Source organism: Paraburkholderia dipogonis (assembly GCF_042680985.1).
GTDB lineage: Bacteria > Pseudomonadota > Gammaproteobacteria > Burkholderiales > Burkholderiaceae > Paraburkholderia > Paraburkholderia phytofirmans.
In genome coordinates this window covers 391,637-409,695 of record NZ_JBHUFR010000018.1, presented here as the reverse complement: position 1 = coordinate 409,695, position 18,059 = coordinate 391,637, and the positions used below count along the sequence as shown (strand labels likewise).

The following is an 18,059-nucleotide window of genomic DNA, read 5'->3' as shown; positions in this document are numbered from 1 at the left end:
ACGTAATATCTAAGGCGAACCGCGCTCTAACCGGGCGTCGGGGGAATTCGCTGCAACACTTGATGCCATTGGGTGCAACGCTGGTGCAACTGATGCACGAAAAACAATCGCAACCGGGTTGCGCCTTTTAGGGGATTTCGCTCTCAAAATAAGGTTGCAATGCAGGAAAACCCTGCCGGTTCAACAATATTGCCCGTCGCAAAATTGGAGTTACAATGCGCGCGTTCTCAAGGCCTTAGGGCCCCGAACAATAGTTTCTGGAAGGCGCAGGAGACCTACTTAATGCGAGTCAGATTTGCTTACGCCGTGTCCATCGCGGCCGCGGTCGCGATGTTGACCGCGTGCGGCAAGAAACAGGATGGCGAGGCGGGAGCGGGTGCGTCGGCGGCGACGGTTGCAGCGGCACCGGCGAGCGAAGCGACTGTCGTGAAGATCGGCCATGCGGCCCCATTGACTGGGCCCATTGCACATCTCGGTAAAGACAATGAAAACGGCGCGCGTTTGGCGATCGATGAAATCAACACCCAGGGTTTGACTATCGACGGCCACAAGATCCAGTTGGAGCTCGACGCGCAAGACGACGCTGCGGACCCGAAAACGGGCACGGCGGTCGCTGAAAAATTCGTCGACGATCATGTCGTCGCCGTGATCGGCCACTTGAATTCCGGCGTCTCGATTCCGGCGTCCAAGATATATAGCGATGCCGGGATCCTGGAAATCTCGCCGTCGTCCACGAACCCGGGGTACACGCAACAAGGTTTCAAGACGACTTATCGCGTGGTCGCGACCGATGCCCAGCAGGGGCCGGCGCTCGCCAACTACGCAACGAAAGTGCTTAACGCGAAACGCATCGCGATCGTCGATGACTCGAGCGTCTACGGCAAGGGCCTGGCGGACGAGTTTGCGAAGACAGTACAGGCGAGCGGGGCAAAGATCGTTGCGCGCGAAACCACGAATGACAGGGCTACGGAGTTTCAGGCCGTCCTTAGGAAGATCAAGCGTGTTCAGCCGGACGTGATCATGTTCGGCGGCATGGACGCAACGGGCGGGCCGTTTACCAAACAGGCGGCGGCGCTCGGTATCAGGGCAAAAATCCTTGGCGGCGACGGTGTGTGTACCGACAAGGTGGGTGAGCTGGCGGGAACCGCCGTGCAAAACCTGGTCTGTTCGGAGGCAGGACTTGCGCTTTCGAAAATGGACAAGGGAGCGGACTTCGAGAAGAAGTACGTGGACCGCTTCCACACACCGGTGCAGATTTACGCGCCGTTCACGTATGACGCTGTGTACGTGATTGTCGATGCAATGAAGCGCGCTAATTCGATCGAGGCGCCCAAGGTGCTGGCTGCGATGCCGTCGACCGATTACAACGGGGTAATCGGTCACATCGCGTTCGACGACAAGGGTGATTTGAAAGAGGGCGCCATTACGCTTTACGACTTCAAGGACGGCAAAAAAGCGGTTCTCGACGTCGTGAAGATGTGATGACGGAACGTTCAGCCTGACGGCACCGAAACCACCCAACGGTGCCGTTTTTGCATCCGCTCAAGGCGAGCCTGCGACCGCAACCCGGTCGTCATGGCAAACCGGCGGCGGATAACCCTTACCGGTCTTTTACATCAGTACCCGCAGTGCCGTTGAGATTGGCGTACCGCATCACCGCCCACCGGCTGATGAAGAACGCGAATCCAGTCGCACGGGCTAAGGAGCATTAAATGGATATTTTCATCCAGCAGGTCCTCAACGGGCTGGTGCTTGGCAGCGTTTACGCCATCATCGCACTGGGCTATACGATGGTTTACGGCATCTTGGGCATCATCAACTTCGCTCACGGCGATGTGTTGATGGTGGGCGCGATGGTTGCGCTCTCAGCCATAGGCGTGCTTCAGAACCACTTCCCCGGCCTCGGCAATGTGCCGACGCTCATCATCGCGCTGATCATTGCGGCCATTGTGTGCGCGGCGGTCGGCTACACGATCGAGCGCGTGGCCTACCGGCCGTTGCGCAAAGCGCCGCGTCTCGCCCCGCTGATCACCGCGATCGGCGTGTCGATCCTGCTGCAGACGCTGGCCATGATGATCTGGTCGCGCAACCCGCTGCCGTTCCCGCAGCTGTTGCCCACCGACCCGCTGAACGTGATCAAGGCCACCGACACGACGCCTGGCGCCGTGATCTCGATGACTGAAATCGTGATCATCGTGGTGGCGTTCCTCGTGATGGGCGGCCTGCTGCTGCTGGTCCACAAGACCAAGCTCGGCCGCGCGATGCGAGCCATCGCGGAAAACCCGGGCAATGCCTCGCTGATGGGCGTGAACCCGAACTTCGTGATCTCGGCCACCTTCATGATCGGCTCGGCGCTCGCCGCTCTGGCCGGCGTGATGATCGCGTCGGAATACGGCAACGCACACTTCTATATGGGCTTCATCCCCGGCCTGAAGGCCTTTACCGCGGCGGTGCTCGGCGGTATCGGCAATCTCGGCGGCGCGATGGTGGGCGGCGTGATTCTTGGCCTGATCGAACAGTTGGGCGCCGGCTATATCGGCAACCTCACTGGCGGTGTGTTCGGCAGTAACTATCAGGACGTGTTCGCTTTCATCGTGCTGATCATCGTGCTGGTGTTCCGTCCGTCGGGCCTGCTTGGCGAACGTGTTGCGGATCGCGCCTGATCCCGGGAGAAAACAGACATGACCTCAATTCAACCGATCGAGCCGTCCACGACGCTCATCCCTGAAAAGAACCTGACGAAGACGCTGACCGTCGGCATCCTCACCGCGATCTTCGTGATCGCCGCACCGATGATCATCGGCGCCGCTGGCGGCAACTACTGGGTCCGCGTGCTCGACTTCGCGATGCTGTACGTGATGCTCGCGCTCGGCCTCAATGTGGTGGTCGGCTTCGCCGGCCTGCTCGACCTGGGCTACATCGCGTTCTATGCGGTCGGCGCCTACACGTCCGCGTTGTTGAGTTCGCCGCATCTGGCCTCGCAGTTCGAGTGGATCGCGCATCTCGCACCGAACGGCCTGCACGTGCCGTTCCTGATCATCGTGCCCTGCGCGATGGCGGTTGCCGCGTTCTTCGGCGTGATTCTCGGCGCACCGACGCTGCGTCTGCGCGGCGACTACCTCGCCATCGTGACGTTGGGCTTCGGGGAAATCGTGCGGATCTTCCTGAACAACCTCGACCGTCCGGTGAACATCACCAACGGCCCGAAGGGGATCACGGGGATCGACCCGGTGCACGTCGGCGACTTCAGCCTCGCGCAAACGCACTCGCTGTTGGGCTTCCAGTTCCCGTCGGTGTACTCGTACTACTACCTGTTCGTGCTGGCCGCGCTGCTGGTGATCTGGGTGTGTACGCGCCTGCAGCACTCGCGTATCGGCCGTGCATGGGCCGCGATCCGCGAAGACGAAATCGCCGCCAAGGCGATGGGCATCAACACCCGTAACGTGAAGCTGCTGGCGTTTGCGATGGGCGCGTCGTTCGGCGGCCTGTCGGGCGCGATGTTCGGCTCCTTCCAGGGCTTCGTGTCGCCGGAATCGTTCACGCTGCCGGAGTCGATCGTGGTGCTGGCGTGCGTGGTGCTGGGCGGCATGGGCCACATTCCCGGCGTGATTCTCGGCGCGGTGCTGCTCGCGGTGCTGCCGGAATTCCTGCGCTCGACCATGGGTCCGCTGCAGAACATGGTGTTCGGTCATGAAATCGTCGATACGGAAGTGATCCGTCAGCTGGTCTACGCACTGGCCATGGTGCTGATCATGCTGTACCGCTCGGAAGGCTTGTGGCCGTCGCCCAAGCATGAAGACAAGATCGCGAAACTGTCGAAGCGTAGCGGCAAGAAGCCGGTACGGGCCTAACGGACACGAGGTGAATAACTATGAGCGATAACATTCGACTGTCCGTGAAGGGCGTGAACAAACGCTTCGGCGGTTTGCAGGCGCTGTCCGAGGTCGGGCTTGAGATCAAGTCCGGCCAGATTTACGGTTTGATCGGCCCGAACGGCGCCGGCAAGACGACCTTCTTCAACGTGATCACGGGCTTGTACACGCCGGATTCGGGCGAGTTCAAGCTGGACGGCGAGAACTACACGCCGACCGCGGTCTATCAGGTGGCGAAGGCCGGTATCGCGCGCACGTTTCAGAACATCCGTCTGTTCGGCGGCATGACCGCGCTGGAAAACGTGATGGTCGGCCGCCACGTGCGCACCAAGCACGGCCTGCTGGGCGCGGTGTTCCAGACGCCGGCAGAGCGCAAGGAAGAGCGCGAGATCAAGGAACGCGCGATCGAACTGCTGGAGTACGTCGGCATTGCGCAGTACGCGGACTACACGTCGCGCAACCTGTCGTACGGCCACCAGCGTCGTCTGGAAATCGCCCGCGCGCTGGCAACGGATCCGAAGCTGCTCGCGCTGGACGAACCGGCCGCCGGTATGAACGCGACGGAAAAGGTCGAGCTGACCAAGTTGCTCGACAAGATCCGCGCCGACGGCAAGACGATCCTGCTGATCGAGCACGACGTGAAACTCGTGATGGGTCTGTGCAACCAGATGACGGTGCTCGACTACGGCAAGGTGATTGCGCAAGGTCTGCCGCAGGACGTGCAGAAGGATCCGAAGGTGATCGAAGCTTATCTGGGTGCGGGGGTCCACTAATGGCTACAGCAATGTTGAAAATCAAGGGCCTGCAGGTCAATTACGGCGGCATCCAGGCAGTCAAGGGGATCGACCTCGAGGTTGCGCAGGGCGAGCTGGTCACGCTGATCGGCGCGAACGGCGCGGGCAAGACCACGACCATGAAGGCGATCACGGGTCTGAAGCCTTACACGATCGGCGACATCGAGTACATGGGCGAGTCGATCAAGGGCGTGCCGCCGCACCTGCTGCTCAAGAAGGGGCTCGCGATGGTGCCGGAAGGCCGCGGTATTTTCGCGCGCATGTCGATCGTCGAGAACATGCAGATGGGTGCTTATCTGCGTACGGATACGGACGGCATCAAGGCCGACGTCGATCGCATGTTCGGCTTTTTCCCGCGTCTGAAGGAGCGTGCGACGCAGTACGCGGGCACGCTTTCGGGCGGCGAACAGCAGATGCTGGCGATGGCGCGCGCGATCATCTCGCGTCCGAAGCTGTTGCTGCTGGATGAACCGTCGATGGGCCTGTCGCCGATCATGGTCGAGAAGATCTTCGAAGTGGTGCGGGCGATCTCGGCGGAAGGCATGACGGTGCTGCTGGTCGAGCAGAACGCGCGTCTGGCGCTGCAAGCAGCGAATCGCGGCTACGTGATGGACTCGGGTCTGGTCACGATGTCGGGTGACGCGAAGCAGATGCTGGATGATCCGAAGGTGCGCGCCGCGTATTTGGGTGAATAAGCCTGATTAGTTTGCTCTGCCTATAAGAAAGGCCGCATGCGTGAAAACGCATGCGGCCTTTGTCTATCTGGGGTGACTCAAGTCAGGCGGCAGGCGCGGCGTCCGCGAATTCACCCAGACGCTTGCCGAGGCTGATCACCGCATCGGTGCGATAACCGAGCGCCTCGTAAAACGCACGGATGTCGGCCTTCGCGGACAACACCTGCAGATTCAGCTTCGGACAGCCGCGCTCCGTCAGTGCGTTTTCGACATGCGCGACGAGACGCGTGCCGATCCCGTGACGACGCAGCGACTCATCCACCGCGAGCGAATACAGCCAGCCGCGATGGCCGTCGTAGCCGCCCATCACCGTGCCGACGATCCGCTCGCCGAGCACCGCGACAAAGAACAGTTCCGGCTGCGTCGCCAGCTTGTTGGCGATCGACAGATGCGGATTGCGCTGCGGCCGCGTCACGTCCCGGTACTCGGGGAAGGCTTGTTGCCACAGTGCGACCACGGCATCGGTGTCGCTCGCTTCGAAGCGGCGGATGGATAACGTTGCGCTCGTCGTCATACGCGCGGTCCTGTTCGCTTACAGTGTGTCGAGAATCGAACGCAGCATCGCCATCATCTGGTCGATTTCCTTGTTCGTCACGTTCAGCGCCGGCATGAAGCGCAGCAGGTTCGGACGTGCCGCGTTCAGCAGCAGGCCGTCGGGCTGCATGTCGCGCGCTTTTTCGACGATCTGGTTGCCGATGTCCTTGCCGAGCAGCAGTGCGCGCAGCAGCCCTTCACCGCGTTCGCCCTCGAAGCCGCGCTCTTCCGACAACTCCAGCAGCTTCGCGCGCAGATACTCGCCGCGCGCCCGCACGCCTTCGAGGAAACCCGGCGCCGTGAGTTGCGAAATCACCGAGTAGCCGACCGCGGTCATCAGCGGATTGCCGTTGTAGGTGCCGCCCTGATCGCCGGCCTCGAACACGGCGATCTCCGCTTTCGCGAGGAGCGCTGCGAGCGGCACGCCGCCGCCGATGCCCTTGCCAAGCGTCATGATGTCCGGCTCGATGCCCGACAGTTCGTACGCGAACAACGTGCCGGCACGGCCGCAGCCGCTTTGCACTTCATCGACGATCAGCAACAGGTTGTGCTTCTTCGTCAGCTCGCGCAGTTGCTGCATGAATTCGCGCGTGGCGGGAATCACGCCGCCTTCGCCCTGAATCGGTTCCAGCATCACGGCAACGGTTTTCGCGTTGATGAGTTTTTCCACCGACGCGATGTCGTTCAGATCCGCCTTCGGGAAGCCCGGCACTTGCGGTGCATAGATCGTGTCCCAACCCGGCTTGCCGCTCGCCGACATGGTGGCGAGCGTGCGGCCGTGGAAGCTGTGATCGAACGTGATGATTTCGAACGCGCCGTCCTTGAACTTCTTGCCCCACTTGCGAGCGAGCTTGATCGCGCCTTCGTTGGCCTCAGCGCCGCTGTTCGCGAAGAACACCTTGTCGAAGCAGCTATGTTGCGTGAGCAGACCGGCGAGTTGCGCCATCGGCTGGTTGTAGAAGGCCGGCGATGGGTTGATCAGCAATTGCGACTGCTTGTTCAGCGCTTCGATCATGCCGTCGTTGCAATGGCCGAGGCTGTTGACCGCCCAGCCCTGGATGAAGTCCAGATATCGCTTGCCGTTGTTGTCGTAGAGCCACGAGCCTTTGCCGTGCGTGAAAACGATTTCGGGCCGGTTCGTGATGTACATCAGCGACTCGATCGGATATTCATTGAAATTCATGACGGCAGGCTCCAGACAGCGGGGGTGAGGGGTGGATGAAGATTGGCCAACTACAAACCAGCGGCCGGAAAAACAGAAAAGCCACGGCATGCCGTGGCTTTCATGATTCGAACAGCTTGCGCCTTGGTGTGGCGCGAATCCGTGACGAAGCCAGCGGCGTCCCTAGGGGAGCGGCGAGCGGCGACGTCGAAGTTCGGACTGGATGCGGTTCATGCGCGAAAGAATACGACAAGGAAAGCGCCGGTGTAAACCATGAATTTGCGTTGGACGGCGTCGAAACAGATTTTTGTGCGCCGGCCATCATGCTGACACGTTGCTCAGGCGCGGCCTGACCGATTGCTCGATCAGGCCGCGTGTCCCATCAAACCGCGTTCGCCAGATCCGCTGCGCTTGTGAACGAATCCGCGTAGAACTCGTCTCCCGGCAAACCGTGGTGCTGCGTGAAATCGCGTTGCGCCGACTCGACCATCACCGGCGCGCCGCACGCATACACCTGATACGCCGACAGATCCGGCAGATCCTCGATCACCGCGCGATGCACGAAACCGACGCGGCCCGTCCATGCGTCGCCCGCGTCCGGTTCCGAGAGCACCGGCACGAACTTGAAGTTCGGAATCTCGCGCGCCCATTGTTCGGCCAACTCGAGCAGATACAGATCCTTCTTGCGACGTGCGCCCCAGTAGAGCGTCATGGGCCGGTTCAGGTTCTTGAACACCGCGTGCTCGACGATCGCCTTCAGCGGCGCGAAGCCCGTACCCGATGCGAGCAGTACGATCGGCTTGTCCGAATCTTCACGCAGGAAGAACGTGCCGAGCGGTGCTTCGAAGCGCAGGATGTCGCGCTCTTTCATGGTGTTGAACACGTGATCGGTGAACGCGCCGCCGGGCATGTGACGGATGTGCAATTCGATCGGACCTTCGGTGTGCGGCGCATTTGCCATCGAATAGCTGCGGCGCTTGCCGTCTTTCAGAATGAATTCGAGGTACTGGCCGGCGAGATATTGCAGACGCTCGTTGGCGGGCAATTGCAGCTTCAGCACGACGACGTCGTCGGCCTTGCGCTCGATCGCGTTCACGCGGCAGGGCAGCTTCTTGACCTGCACGTCGCCGACGCCCGCCACTTCGCGGATGTCCACTTCGAGATCGGTGCAGGCGGTCGCGCAGCAAAACAGCGCCATGCCGCGCGTCTTTTCGTCGTTCGACAAAGCCGACGACGAATGCGCACGCTGCTCGATTTCCCCGCTGACCACAGTGCCCTTGCACGAACCGCAAGCGCCGTTCTTGCAGCCGTAGGGCAGGCCGACGCCCTGGCGCAAGGCGGCGCTCAGCACCGGTTCGTCCTGTTCTACCTGAAACTGCCGGCCGCTTTGCCGGAGCGTGACGTTAAATGCCATAAAGTGTTCGAAATCGAAAAGTCGGTAATCGTTATCGGACCCGCGCGATCGGACCCGGCGTGTCAACTGCGCGGTACGTGCCGCGCTTGACGGCTACAATGCGTCCACCATGAAAGCGACACGAAACTTCCGCCGGCCGCGCGTGTTAATCGTAGGTTGCGGCGATGTCGGCATGCGCTGCGTGCCCTTGCTGCGGCCGCGCGCGCATGTCTTCGCGCTGACCAGCCACGCCGGGCGCTGCGCCGAATTGCGCGCCGCGGGCGTCACGCCGCTGGTCGGCGATCTCGACGTGCGCGGCAGCCTGAAACGGTTGGCGGGCCTCGCACCGACGGTGCTGCATCTCGCGCCGCCACAGAAAACCGGCGACGACGACCGCCGTACCGGCGCCTTGCTCGCTACTTTAGGCACGCGCCGCGCTTTAGCGCGGGCCGCCGTGGCGCCTGCGGTCCCGCCGGTGGGGCGGTTGCGCCAACTTCGTGCCTCGTGGGCGGAATCTGGAGCAGCCAATATTGTACCCGACGGGGTGCGCCGGACCGCCGCTTCGCGTGCGCCCGTGCGCCTCGTGTACGCGAGCACGACGGGCGTTTATGGCGACTGTGGCGGCGCGTGGATCGACGAGACCCGCGCGACGCAAGCCGCCAACCCGCGCGCCAAGCGGCGCGTTTCGGCCGAACGGCAATTGCGGCGCGCGACCGCGCGCGGCAGCGTCGCCGCGAGCATCGCGCGGATTCCGGGCATCTATGCGGGCAACCGCCTGCCCCTCGCGCGGCTCGAAAAGCGCACGCCGGCCCTGATCGATGCCGACGACGTCTACACCAACCACATTCACGCCGACGATCTGGCCGCGATCCTCGTGCGCCTCGCCACGCACGGACGGCCGGGGCGCGTCGTGCACGCGTCCGACGACACGTCGCTGAAAATGGGCGAGTACTTCGACGAGGTCGCGGACGCGTTCGGTCTCGCGCGCGCGCCGCGCATCACGCGAGCCGAAGCGGAGTCGCAGATCGAGCCGACCTTGCTGTCGTTCATGCGTGAATCAAGGCGGCTGATAAACCGGCGTCTTAAAGGGGAATTGCGGGTGCGCTTGCGGTATCCGAGCGTGGAAGATTTTCTGCGTGAAGGCGTGAAGGCGTGAAGGCGTGAAGGCGTGAAGGCGTGAAGGCGTGAAGGCGTAGCGCGAAGCTCGCCGTACCAAGCCGCCTCACGCACCGCAGAAACCACGAAAAAACGCGGGGAAAAGCCATCTCTCCAGGCGTCGCCTGGACAATCCAACCCGCGCCGCGCTCTACTTCATCAGCGCGACGCGGCCTCGCGAGGCCTACGTCAGCGCGGGCAATGCTTCCAGCAACAGGAAACACAGCATCGCGCCGATCAATGCGCCGATCAGGTTCGGATGATATTTGTGGCGCAGCCGCATCACGACCAGCAATCCGCCGATCAGGATCAGTCCGACGCACACGAAAGCAATCATCACGGACGAAATCTGGAAACCATCGTGGATGATCATGGCGCCCCTCCTTGAACTCTTTGTAGTCTTTGTTTAAACGAGTATAGGGCGAGGTGTAAGGAAGATCATGCTGCGACGCAGCGCGTGACCAGGCGCCGCGCGCGCTATGTGGGCAGCCGCTCATGCGTTTTCCTGCTGCATCAAGAGCTTAAAGGGGCGCTACCGGTTTACCCGCTCCGTAAAGATCCGAGGTCGGTTTCGTCGAGCCATTGCCATGCGCCCGGCGCAAGCGTGTCGGGCAACGCGAGTCCGCCGATCCGCTCGCGATGCAGCGCCTCGCAACGGTTGCCGGCCGCGGCGATCATCCGCTTGACCTGGTGATACTTGCCTTCCATCACGGTGAGCGCGAGCGTGTGAGCGCCGCGCGCCGCCGCGTCGACTGCGGCAATCGGTTTGGGCTCGCCGTGCAGCAGCACGCCGTCGCGCAGCGCGCTCAATTGCGCGTCGTCGAGCGGATGACGCGTAGTCGCGACATACACCTTCGGCACTTTGCGTTTCGGCGATGTGAAGAGGTGCACGAACTTGCCGTCGTCGGAGAGCAGCAGGAGGCCGGTGGTGTCCTGATCGAGGCGGCCCACGCATTGCACGCCGCGCTCGGCGAACTGCGGCGGCAACAGGCTGAACACGCTCAGATGATGCTGCGGATCACGCGAACATTCATAGCCCGCCGGCTTGTTCAGCAACAGATAGGCGTGCTCGCGATACGGCCAGACGACGCCGTCCACGCTGAAGGAGAAGGCGGTGTCGCCGGTGGGGAAATCGGCGTCGGCATCGGTGCAGGCAACGCCGCCGATGCTCACGCGCGCGTCGGCGATCAGCGCGCGGCATTGGCGGCGCGAGCCGAAACCTTGAGTGAAGAGGATGCTTTCGAGATTCATGGCGAGCGAAGAATAACACCGCAAGAAGCGGAGCGCCCCGCGGCACGAGTCGGACGACGATGAACTCCTTCTTGTCACATTGCAGGAGTTCATCGATGCACGCTACATCCTCAACATCTTCCGCGCCTCGACTGCCGGCCGCCTTTCAGCGGCTCGGGTGGTCGAACCTGGTCGCGCAATCCGCCGAGCAGATCAGCCTCGCCGCCGCGCCACTCGTCGCGGTCTTCGCACTCGGCGCCGACGCGCGCGATACGGGCCTGTTGCAAACCGCCCAGACGCTGCCATTCCTGTTGCTGTCGATCCCGCTCGGCGTCTGGGCCGACCGCCGCTCGCGCCGCACGTTGATGACACTCGCCGAAAGCGTGCGCGCGATCGCCATGCTGTGCGTGCTGCTGCTCGTCATGACCCATACGCTGAGCTTGCCGCTGCTCGCCGCGCTCGGCTTCATCGCCGCGACTGGCACCGTGGCCTACAACGTCGCGGCTCCGTCGCTCGTGCCCGCGCTCGTGCCGCGCGAAGCGTATGCCAGCGCGAACGGCCGGCTCGAACTCGCGCGCAGCGTGGCGTATTCCGCGGGGCCCGCGCTCGGCGGCCTGCTGGTCGGCTGGATCGGCGCGGGTTGGGCGTATGGCTGCGCGGCCGCGCTGTCGGCGCTGGCCGTCGCGTTGCTGGCGGGCTTGCGCGAGCCACCGCGCACGGCGTTGCCGCAACGTCACTTCATGCTGGAACTGCGCGACGGTACGCGTTTCGTGCTGCGCGATGCGCTGCTGCGTCCGATGCTCGCCACCGCGGTTTTTTTCAACCTCGGCTTCTTCGTGCTGCAAGCGGTGTATGTGCCGTACGCGGTGCATCGGCTGGGTCTGAGCGCGTCGGCGGTTGGCGTGACGCTCGGCGCTTACGGTGTCGGCATGGTGTGCGGTGCGCTCGCTGCACCCGCCATCGCGCGACGTCTCGCATTCGGCCGCGTGCTGATTATCGGGCCGTCGTGCGGGCTGCTCGCATCGCTCGTGATGGTGGCGACACTCGTCACGCCGTCGTTCTGGCTGGCGATGCTGAGCTTCTTCCTGCTCGGCGCCGGACCGATTCTGTGGGTGGTCGGCTCGACCACGCTGCGCCAGGCCATCACGCCCGAACGGATGATGGGCCGCGTCTCCGCGCTCAACAGCACCGCCACCTACGGAGCGCGGCCGGTGGGCGCGTTGCTCGGTGCGGCGATCAGCGCGCGCTGGGGCATGGACGCGTGTCTGGTCGCGGCGGCAGTGGCGTTCCTCGTGCAGGCGTCGATCATCGTGATGTCGCCGGCGGCGCGGCTGGCTCGCATTCCAGAGCAAAGCGCCGCGGTTTGCTGAAAACGGATTTTCATACTGCGTGTCGGTGCGTCCGACACGCGTCGTTTTTCAGCGCCGCTCGTCGGTGAAAACCCTCGAAAATGAAAATGAATTTTTTTCTACGAGATTTCCGTGTAAATATACTTTCATTCATTTTCATTACGTCTCCGGCACGCCCTCGCTCGCATGATTCATCAACCGTCCGTTGCATCCGGCTCCGCCGAGCAGGCCATTGCCGCACGCATTGCCGCGGCCATGCCGACCCTCACGCCGATTCACCGGCGCATGGGCGACTACGTGCTGGCCAATCTGTTTCGCGCGGCGACCATGCGGATCGACGAACTGGCGAGCGTGGTCGGCGCCTCGGTGGCGACGGCGAATCGCTTCGCCCGCGCGCTCGGTTTCGACGGCTACCCGCAATTTCGTGAGGCGCTGGTGCGTGGCTTCGAGGCGACGCTCGCGCCGGTCGAGCGCTTGCGCAGTGCGCAGGAGTCGCTCGCAGCCGGCGACGATGTGGTCGACGCCTCGCTCGAACAGGCCGCCAACAATCTGCAAGCCACCCGCACGGCAATCGACAGCGCCGCGGCCGAAGCCGCCGTCGAAGCGATCATCGCCGCGCGCCGCGTGTTCGTGCTCGGCTTCGGCGCCAGCGCGTTTCTCGCGGGTCTGATGGAACACGGCTTGATGCCGTATCACGACAACGTGCAGTCGCTCGCGCTGATGGGCGGACCGTCGCATGCCGCGCGGCGTCTGTTCGCTTCCAGCGAGAGCGATCTCGTGATCGGCCTCGCTTTTCCGCGCTACGTCGAAGACACGATCGAACTCGCGCATCGCGCGGCAGGCCGTGGCGCTCGCGTGCTTGCGCTCACCGACAGTCCGCGTTCACCGCTCGCGCAGTTCGCCGATATCTCGCTCTACATCCGCGCCGATCGGCGGCTCGCGGCGAACGCCGATTCGGCCGTGCTCGCCGTGATCGAAGCGCTGTGCGACGCGGTCGCGTATCGCGCGAAACGCTCGGTGAAGGCCGCCGCCGAAGTCAGCGAATTCCTGCTGCCGTGGCTCGTCGATCCACAAGCGGAGGCCGCCGGCACGAACGCGCGGCCCGCGCGCGGCGCGACCCGAGCCACCCGCACTTCCCGTACTCCTCGCACTACGAAAGCCAAACGATGAACTCCAACGCAGTCATTGCCATTCATGGCGGGGCAGGGACGATCCTGCGCTCGTCGATGTCGGCCAGCGCCGAAGCCGAATACCACGCTGCCTTGCACGCGGTGCTAAGCGCCGGGCAGCGCGTGCTCGCCGACGGCGGCAGCGCGCTCGACGCCGTCAGCGAAGCCGTGCGCCTGCTCGAAGATTGTCCGCTCTTCAACGCGGGCCACGGCGCGGTCTACACAGCGGCCGGCACGCACGAACTCGACGCAGCGATCATGGACGGCAGCACGCTCGAAGCCGGCGCGATCTGCTGCGTGAAACGCGTGCGCAATCCGATTCTTGCCGCGCGCCGTGTGCTCGAACGCAGCGAGCATGTGCTGTTCACCGGCGAAGGCGCGGAAGCGTTCGCCGCCGCGCAAGGTCTCGAATTTGCGGAGCCGCAGTATTTCCATACCGAGGCGCGTCATCGTCAATGGCTGATCGCGCGCGGTCAGCAACGCGCCATGCTCGATCACGATGGCGCGACGCTCGCCGCCGCGCCGTCTTCGAATGACGACGATCCGACGCCGCATGAACCGATCGATCCGAACCGCAAGTTCGGCACCGTCGGCGCGGTCGCGCTCGATCAGCACGGCCATGTGGCGGCGGCGACGTCGACGGGTGGCGTCACCAACAAGCAGGTCGGGCGGGTCGGCGATACGCCGCTGATCGGCGCGGGCTGCTATGCGGACGACGCGACCTGCGCGGTCTCGACCACCGGCTCGGGCGAGATGTTCATGCGCATGGTCGCGGCCTACGACGTCGCCGCGCAAATGGCCTACCGCAACGTATCGCTGCAGGAAGCAGCCGACGACGTGGTGATGAACCGCCTGCCGAAGATCGACGGACGCGGCGGCCTGATCGCCGTCGATGCGCGCGGCAACGTCACGCTGCCGTTCAACACCGAAGGCATGTACCGCGGTTTCGCGCGGCTCGGCGAAACGCCGGTCACGGCGATTTACCGCTAGTCAGTCTGGCCGCTCACAGCTTGAACCCCCGCTTGAACCCCCGTTAGCCGCGTTCGAATTCAAAGGAACCACCGTGCCGACTTCATCGCACACCGCCCGTCCGCTTATCGAAACCTTGCCGCCACAACGCGTGCTCGCGGTCGACGATCTGTCGGTCGCCTTCCGCAGCGGCGACACCACCTTTAACGCGGTGCGCAATCTGTCGCTGACGGTCGAGCGCGGCGAGACGCTGGCGATCGTCGGCGAATCGGGTTCGGGTAAGTCAGTGACCTCGCTCGCGTTGATGCGGCTGATCGAGCATGGCGGTGGGCGCCTTGCCGGCGGCAGCATCGCTTTCCGGCGCCGCGACGGCAGCGTGCTTGACCTCGCGAAAGCGTCGTCCGGCACGATGCGTTCGATTCGCGGCGCCGACATCGCGATGATTTTTCAGGAGCCGATGACCTCGCTCAATCCGGTCTTCACGGTGGGCGATCAGATCAGCGAGGCGATCGCGTTGCATCAGGGCAAGAGCCGCTCCGCCGCGCATGCTGAAACGCTGCGTCTGCTCGAACTCGTGCGCATTCCTGAGGCGCGGCGTGTGGCGGCGCGGTTTCCGCATCAACTGTCGGGCGGCATGCGTCAACGCGTGATGATCGCGATGGCTCTGTCGTGCAAACCTGCATTGCTGATCGCCGACGAGCCGACCACCGCGCTCGACGTGACGATCCAGGCGCAGATTCTGCAACTGATCCGCGGCTTGCAGGACGAGATGAACATGGGCGTGATCTTCATCACGCACGACATGGGCGTGGTCGCCGAAGTGGCGGACCGCGTGCTGGTGATGTATCGCGGCGAGAAGGTGGAAGAGGGCGCCTCCGACGCGTTGTTCGCCGCGCCGTCGCATCCTTATACGAAGGCGTTGCTCGCCGCCGTGCCGCGTCTCGGCGCGATGCAAGGCACCGATCAGCCGGCCAAGTTTCCGATCCTGACCGTCGAGCAGGCGAGCCTGAGCGGCACTGACCAGGCCGTGCGTCCCGCTGCCGCCGTCGCGGAAGAAACGCAGCCGCTGGTGCAGGAAACCACGCCGCCGATTCTGCGGGTTCGCGATCTGGTCACGCGCTTTCCGGTCAAGAGCGGGTTGTTCGGCCGCCTAACGGGCCGCGTGCATGCGGTGGAAAAAGTCAGCTTCGATTTGCGGCCCGGCGAAACGCTCGCACTGGTCGGCGAATCCGGTTGCGGCAAATCGACCACGGGCCGCTCGCTGCTGCGTCTGGTCGAAAGTCAAAGCGGGTCGATCGAATTCAACGGCAAGGAAATCAGCTCGCTGACCGGCCCCGCATTGCAGGCGCTGCGCCGCGATATCCAGTTTATTTTCCAGGACCCGTTCGCGTCGCTGAATCCGCGTTTGACGGTCGGCTTTTCAATCATGGAGCCGTTGCTCGTGCACGGCGTCGCGCAGGGCGCCGAAGCGCAGGCGCGGGTGGCGTGGCTGCTCGACAAAGTCGGCCTGCCGCCCGAAGCCGCGCGGCGCTATCCGCACGAATTCTCCGGCGGTCAACGGCAACGCATCGCGATTGCGCGCGCGCTGGCGCTGAACCCCAAAGTCGTGATCGCCGACGAATCCGTGTCGGCGCTCGACGTCTCCGTGCAAGCGCAGATCGTCAATTTGATGCTCGATCTGCAGCGTGAACTCGGCGTCGCGTATCTGTTCATTTCGCACGACATGGCCGTGGTCGAACGCGTCAGTCATCGCGTCGCGGTGATGTATCTCGGCCAGATCGTCGAAATCGGCCCGCGCCGCGCGGTGTTCGAAGCGCCGCAGCATCCGTACACGCGCAAGCTGATGGGCGCGGTGCCGGTTGCCGATCCGGCGCGCCGTCACGCAAAGCGCATGCTCGCCGCCGACGAGATTCCGAGCCCGATCCGCGCGCTGAACGATGAGCCTATCGTGGCCCCGCTCGTGGCAGTCGGCCCGGATCATTTCGTCGCCCGGCATCACGTGGGTGGCGCGTACTAAAACCAGATAGCAGAACCTCTAGCCACACGTTTCTTCTCGCAGCATCACAACCTGTTTTCATTTCGCAGCCTGGAGCCAACCTCATGAACCTGCTGGTCCCGTCTTCTCCGTTTCGTTTGCGCGCGCTGATCAGCGGCGGCGCGGTGGTGTTCGCGATGCTCGCGGGCAATGCGGCGCACGCCGACACCACGGCCGTAATGGCTGTCGCCTCAACCTTCACGACGCTCGATCCGTACGATGCCAACGACACGCTCTCGCAAGCCGTCGCGAAGTCGTTCTATCAGGGGCTGTTCGGCTTCGACAAGGACATGAAGCTGGTCAACGTGCTGGCCGACAGCTACGAAGCCAGCCCGGATGCGAAGGTCTACACGTTCAAGCTGCGCCACGGCGTCAAGTTCCAGGACGGCACGGACTTCAACGCAGCGGCGGTGAAAGCGAACTTCGACCGCGTGACCGATCCGGCGAACAAGCTCAAGCGCTACAACATGTTCAACCGCATCGAGAAGACCGAAGTGGTCGATCCGTACACGGTGAAGATCACGCTGAAGGCGCCGTTCTCGGCGTTCGTCAACGTGCTGGCGCATCCGTCGGCGGTAATGATTTCGCCGGACGCGCTGAAGAAGTATGGCAAGGACATCGCGTTCCATCCGGTCGGCACGGGTCCGTTCGAACTGGTGAAGTGGGATCCGGCGGGCGATCTGACGGTGAAGAAGTTTGCCGGTTACTGGAAGAAGGGTTACCCGAAGGTCGACGCGATCGACTGGAAGCCGGTGGTCGACAACAACACGCGTGCTGCGTTGATGCGCACCGGCGAAGCGGATTTCGCGTTCCAGGTGCCGTTCGAACAGGCCGCGCAATTGCAGTCGAGCCCGAAGGTCGATCTGATCGCGTCGCCGTCGATCATTCAGCGCTATATCAGCCTGAACGTGAATCAGAAACCGTTCGACAATCCGAAGGTGCGTGAAGCGCTGAACTATGCGGTCAACAAGGACGCGCTCACCAAGGTCGTGTTCGCCGGTTACGCGACGCCGGCTGACGGCGTGGTGCCGCAAGGCGTCGACTACGCGGTGAAGCAGGGCCCGTGGCCGTACGATCCGGCCAAGGCGCGCGCGTTGCTGAAGGAAGCCGGTTATCCGAACGGTTTCGAAACCACGCTGTGGTCCGCGTATAACTACTCGACCGCGCAGAAGGTGATCCAGTTCGTGCAGCAGCAGCTCGCGCAAGTGGGCGTCAAGGCGCAGGTCGAAGCGCTCGAAGCGGGTCAACGCGTCGCCAAGGTGGAAAGCGCGCAAGACGCCGCGACGGCGCCGGTTCGCATGTACTACGCGGGCTGGTCGTCGTCGACGGGCGAAGCGGATTGGGCGATCACGCCGCTGCTCGCGTCGGTCTCGTTCCCGCCGAAGATGGTCAACACCGCGTACTACAAGAACGATACCGTCGACAGCGATCTGAAGCAGGCGCTCGAAACCACCGACCGCACGAAGAAAGCCGAGCTCTACACGGACGCGCAAAAACGCATCTGGGCCGACGCGCCGTGGATTTTCCTCGTCAAGGAGAAGGTCGTGTACGCGCGCAGCAAGCGTCTGTCGGGTGCGTATGTGGCGCCGGACGGTTCGTTCAATTTCGACGAGATCGCGATCAAGTGATGAGCCGGCCGTGAGCGCGGGTGTGCCGTTTCATT

The 18,059-nt window shown here is 63.4% G+C and carries 17 protein-coding genes; 12 read left to right on the top strand and 5 right to left on the bottom strand.

Features of this window, described 5'->3' with window-relative positions:
* Positions 1 to 282: 282 nt before the first annotated feature.
* The 5 genes from ACFSNN_RS25540 to ACFSNN_RS25520 all read left to right on the top strand — a co-directional run bounded on the left by ACFSNN_RS25540 (position 283) and on the right by ACFSNN_RS25520 (position 5,361).
* Positions 283 to 1,482, top strand: a complete 1,200-nt coding sequence (locus ACFSNN_RS25540) for a branched-chain amino acid ABC transporter substrate-binding protein (RefSeq protein WP_134458007.1) — start codon at positions 283 to 285, stop codon at positions 1,480 to 1,482.
* A gap of 230 nt (positions 1,483 to 1,712) precedes the next feature.
* The gene (locus ACFSNN_RS25535) at positions 1,713 to 2,663 is read left to right on the top strand and encodes a branched-chain amino acid ABC transporter permease (RefSeq protein ID WP_012434109.1); all 951 of its coding nucleotides are present in this window, start codon (positions 1,713 to 1,715) and stop codon (positions 2,661 to 2,663) included.
* A gap of 18 nt (positions 2,664 to 2,681) precedes the next feature.
* Complete coding sequence (locus tag ACFSNN_RS25530; protein ID WP_134458008.1) at positions 2,682 to 3,851, top strand: branched-chain amino acid ABC transporter permease; 1,170 nt, start codon at positions 2,682 to 2,684, stop codon at positions 3,849 to 3,851.
* A gap of 20 nt (positions 3,852 to 3,871) precedes the next feature.
* Positions 3,872 to 4,645 (top strand): ABC transporter ATP-binding protein, encoded by a 774-nt coding sequence (locus ACFSNN_RS25525; RefSeq protein ID WP_134458009.1) that lies wholly within the window; start codon positions 3,872 to 3,874, stop codon positions 4,643 to 4,645.
* The gene (locus tag ACFSNN_RS25520) at positions 4,645 to 5,361 is read left to right on the top strand and encodes an ABC transporter ATP-binding protein (protein ID WP_134458010.1); all 717 of its coding nucleotides are present in this window, start codon (positions 4,645 to 4,647) and stop codon (positions 5,359 to 5,361) included. Before ACFSNN_RS25525 ends, ACFSNN_RS25520 begins: the two co-directional genes overlap by 1 nt.
* A gap of 82 nt (positions 5,362 to 5,443) precedes the next feature.
* On the opposite strand, the gene ACFSNN_RS25515 is transcribed toward ACFSNN_RS25520, so the two are convergent.
* Together ACFSNN_RS25515 and ACFSNN_RS25510 are read right to left on the bottom strand one after the other, a co-directional pair.
* Entirely contained in the window at positions 5,444 to 5,914 is a 471-nt protein-coding gene (locus tag ACFSNN_RS25515; protein WP_134458011.1) for a GNAT family acetyltransferase, read from the bottom strand.
* Between the two features lie 18 nt (positions 5,915 to 5,932).
* Entirely contained in the window at positions 5,933 to 7,117 is a 1,185-nt protein-coding gene (locus tag ACFSNN_RS25510) for an acetylornithine transaminase (protein ID WP_134458012.1), read from the bottom strand.
* 35 nt (positions 7,118 to 7,152) lie between these two features.
* Here ACFSNN_RS25510 and ACFSNN_RS25505 point away from each other — a divergent pair, with 35 nt between their 5' ends.
* Complete coding sequence (locus tag ACFSNN_RS25505; protein ID WP_134458013.1) at positions 7,153 to 7,449, top strand: hypothetical protein; 297 nt, start codon at positions 7,153 to 7,155, stop codon at positions 7,447 to 7,449.
* Positions 7,450 to 7,478: 29 nt separating this feature from the next.
* On the opposite strand, the gene ACFSNN_RS25500 is transcribed toward ACFSNN_RS25505, so the two are convergent.
* The gene (locus tag ACFSNN_RS25500; RefSeq protein WP_134458014.1) at positions 7,479 to 8,510 is read right to left on the bottom strand and encodes a CDP-6-deoxy-delta-3,4-glucoseen reductase; all 1,032 of its coding nucleotides are present in this window, start codon (positions 8,508 to 8,510) and stop codon (positions 7,479 to 7,481) included.
* Between the two features lie 109 nt (positions 8,511 to 8,619).
* Here ACFSNN_RS25500 and ACFSNN_RS25495 point away from each other — a divergent pair, with 109 nt between their 5' ends.
* On the top strand, positions 8,620 to 9,645 hold the full coding sequence (locus ACFSNN_RS25495) for an NAD-dependent epimerase/dehydratase family protein (protein ID WP_134458015.1): 1,026 nt from the start codon (positions 8,620 to 8,622) through the stop codon (positions 9,643 to 9,645).
* 183 nt (positions 9,646 to 9,828) lie between these two features.
* Here ACFSNN_RS25495 and ACFSNN_RS25490 read toward each other — a convergent pair whose 3' ends face one another.
* Positions 9,829 to 10,017 (bottom strand): hypothetical protein, encoded by a 189-nt coding sequence (locus ACFSNN_RS25490; RefSeq protein WP_134458016.1) that lies wholly within the window; start codon positions 10,015 to 10,017, stop codon positions 9,829 to 9,831.
* 167 nt (positions 10,018 to 10,184) lie between these two features.
* On the bottom strand, positions 10,185 to 10,895 hold the full coding sequence (locus tag ACFSNN_RS25485) for a pseudouridine synthase (RefSeq protein WP_134458017.1): 711 nt from the start codon (positions 10,893 to 10,895) through the stop codon (positions 10,185 to 10,187).
* 95 nt (positions 10,896 to 10,990) lie between these two features.
* Between ACFSNN_RS25485 and ACFSNN_RS25480 the strand changes: the two genes are divergently transcribed.
* The 5 genes from ACFSNN_RS25480 to gsiB all read left to right on the top strand — a co-directional run bounded on the left by ACFSNN_RS25480 (position 10,991) and on the right by gsiB (position 18,024).
* Positions 10,991 to 12,244 carry an MFS transporter gene (locus tag ACFSNN_RS25480; protein WP_377688780.1) on the top strand — a complete coding sequence of 418 codons (1,254 nt, stop codon included), beginning with the start codon at positions 10,991 to 10,993 and terminating at the stop codon, positions 12,242 to 12,244.
* Between the two features lie 165 nt (positions 12,245 to 12,409).
* Positions 12,410 to 13,393, top strand: a complete 984-nt coding sequence (locus ACFSNN_RS25475) for a MurR/RpiR family transcriptional regulator (RefSeq protein WP_134458018.1) — start codon at positions 12,410 to 12,412, stop codon at positions 13,391 to 13,393.
* Complete coding sequence (locus tag ACFSNN_RS25470; RefSeq protein ID WP_134458019.1) at positions 13,390 to 14,382, top strand: isoaspartyl peptidase/L-asparaginase family protein; 993 nt, start codon at positions 13,390 to 13,392, stop codon at positions 14,380 to 14,382. The genes ACFSNN_RS25475 and ACFSNN_RS25470 overlap by 4 nt, the downstream gene beginning before the upstream one ends.
* Before the next feature lie 73 nt (positions 14,383 to 14,455).
* Positions 14,456 to 16,378: a dipeptide ABC transporter ATP-binding protein gene (locus ACFSNN_RS25465; RefSeq protein WP_134458020.1), complete on the top strand. Its 1,923-nt coding sequence runs from the start codon at positions 14,456 to 14,458 to the stop codon at positions 16,376 to 16,378.
* Positions 16,379 to 16,461: 83 nt separating this feature from the next.
* Positions 16,462 to 18,024, top strand: coding sequence for a glutathione ABC transporter substrate-binding protein GsiB (gsiB, locus tag ACFSNN_RS25460; protein ID WP_134458021.1), 1,563 nt, complete (start codon positions 16,462 to 16,464; stop codon positions 18,022 to 18,024).
* Positions 18,025 to 18,059 lie beyond the last annotated feature (35 nt).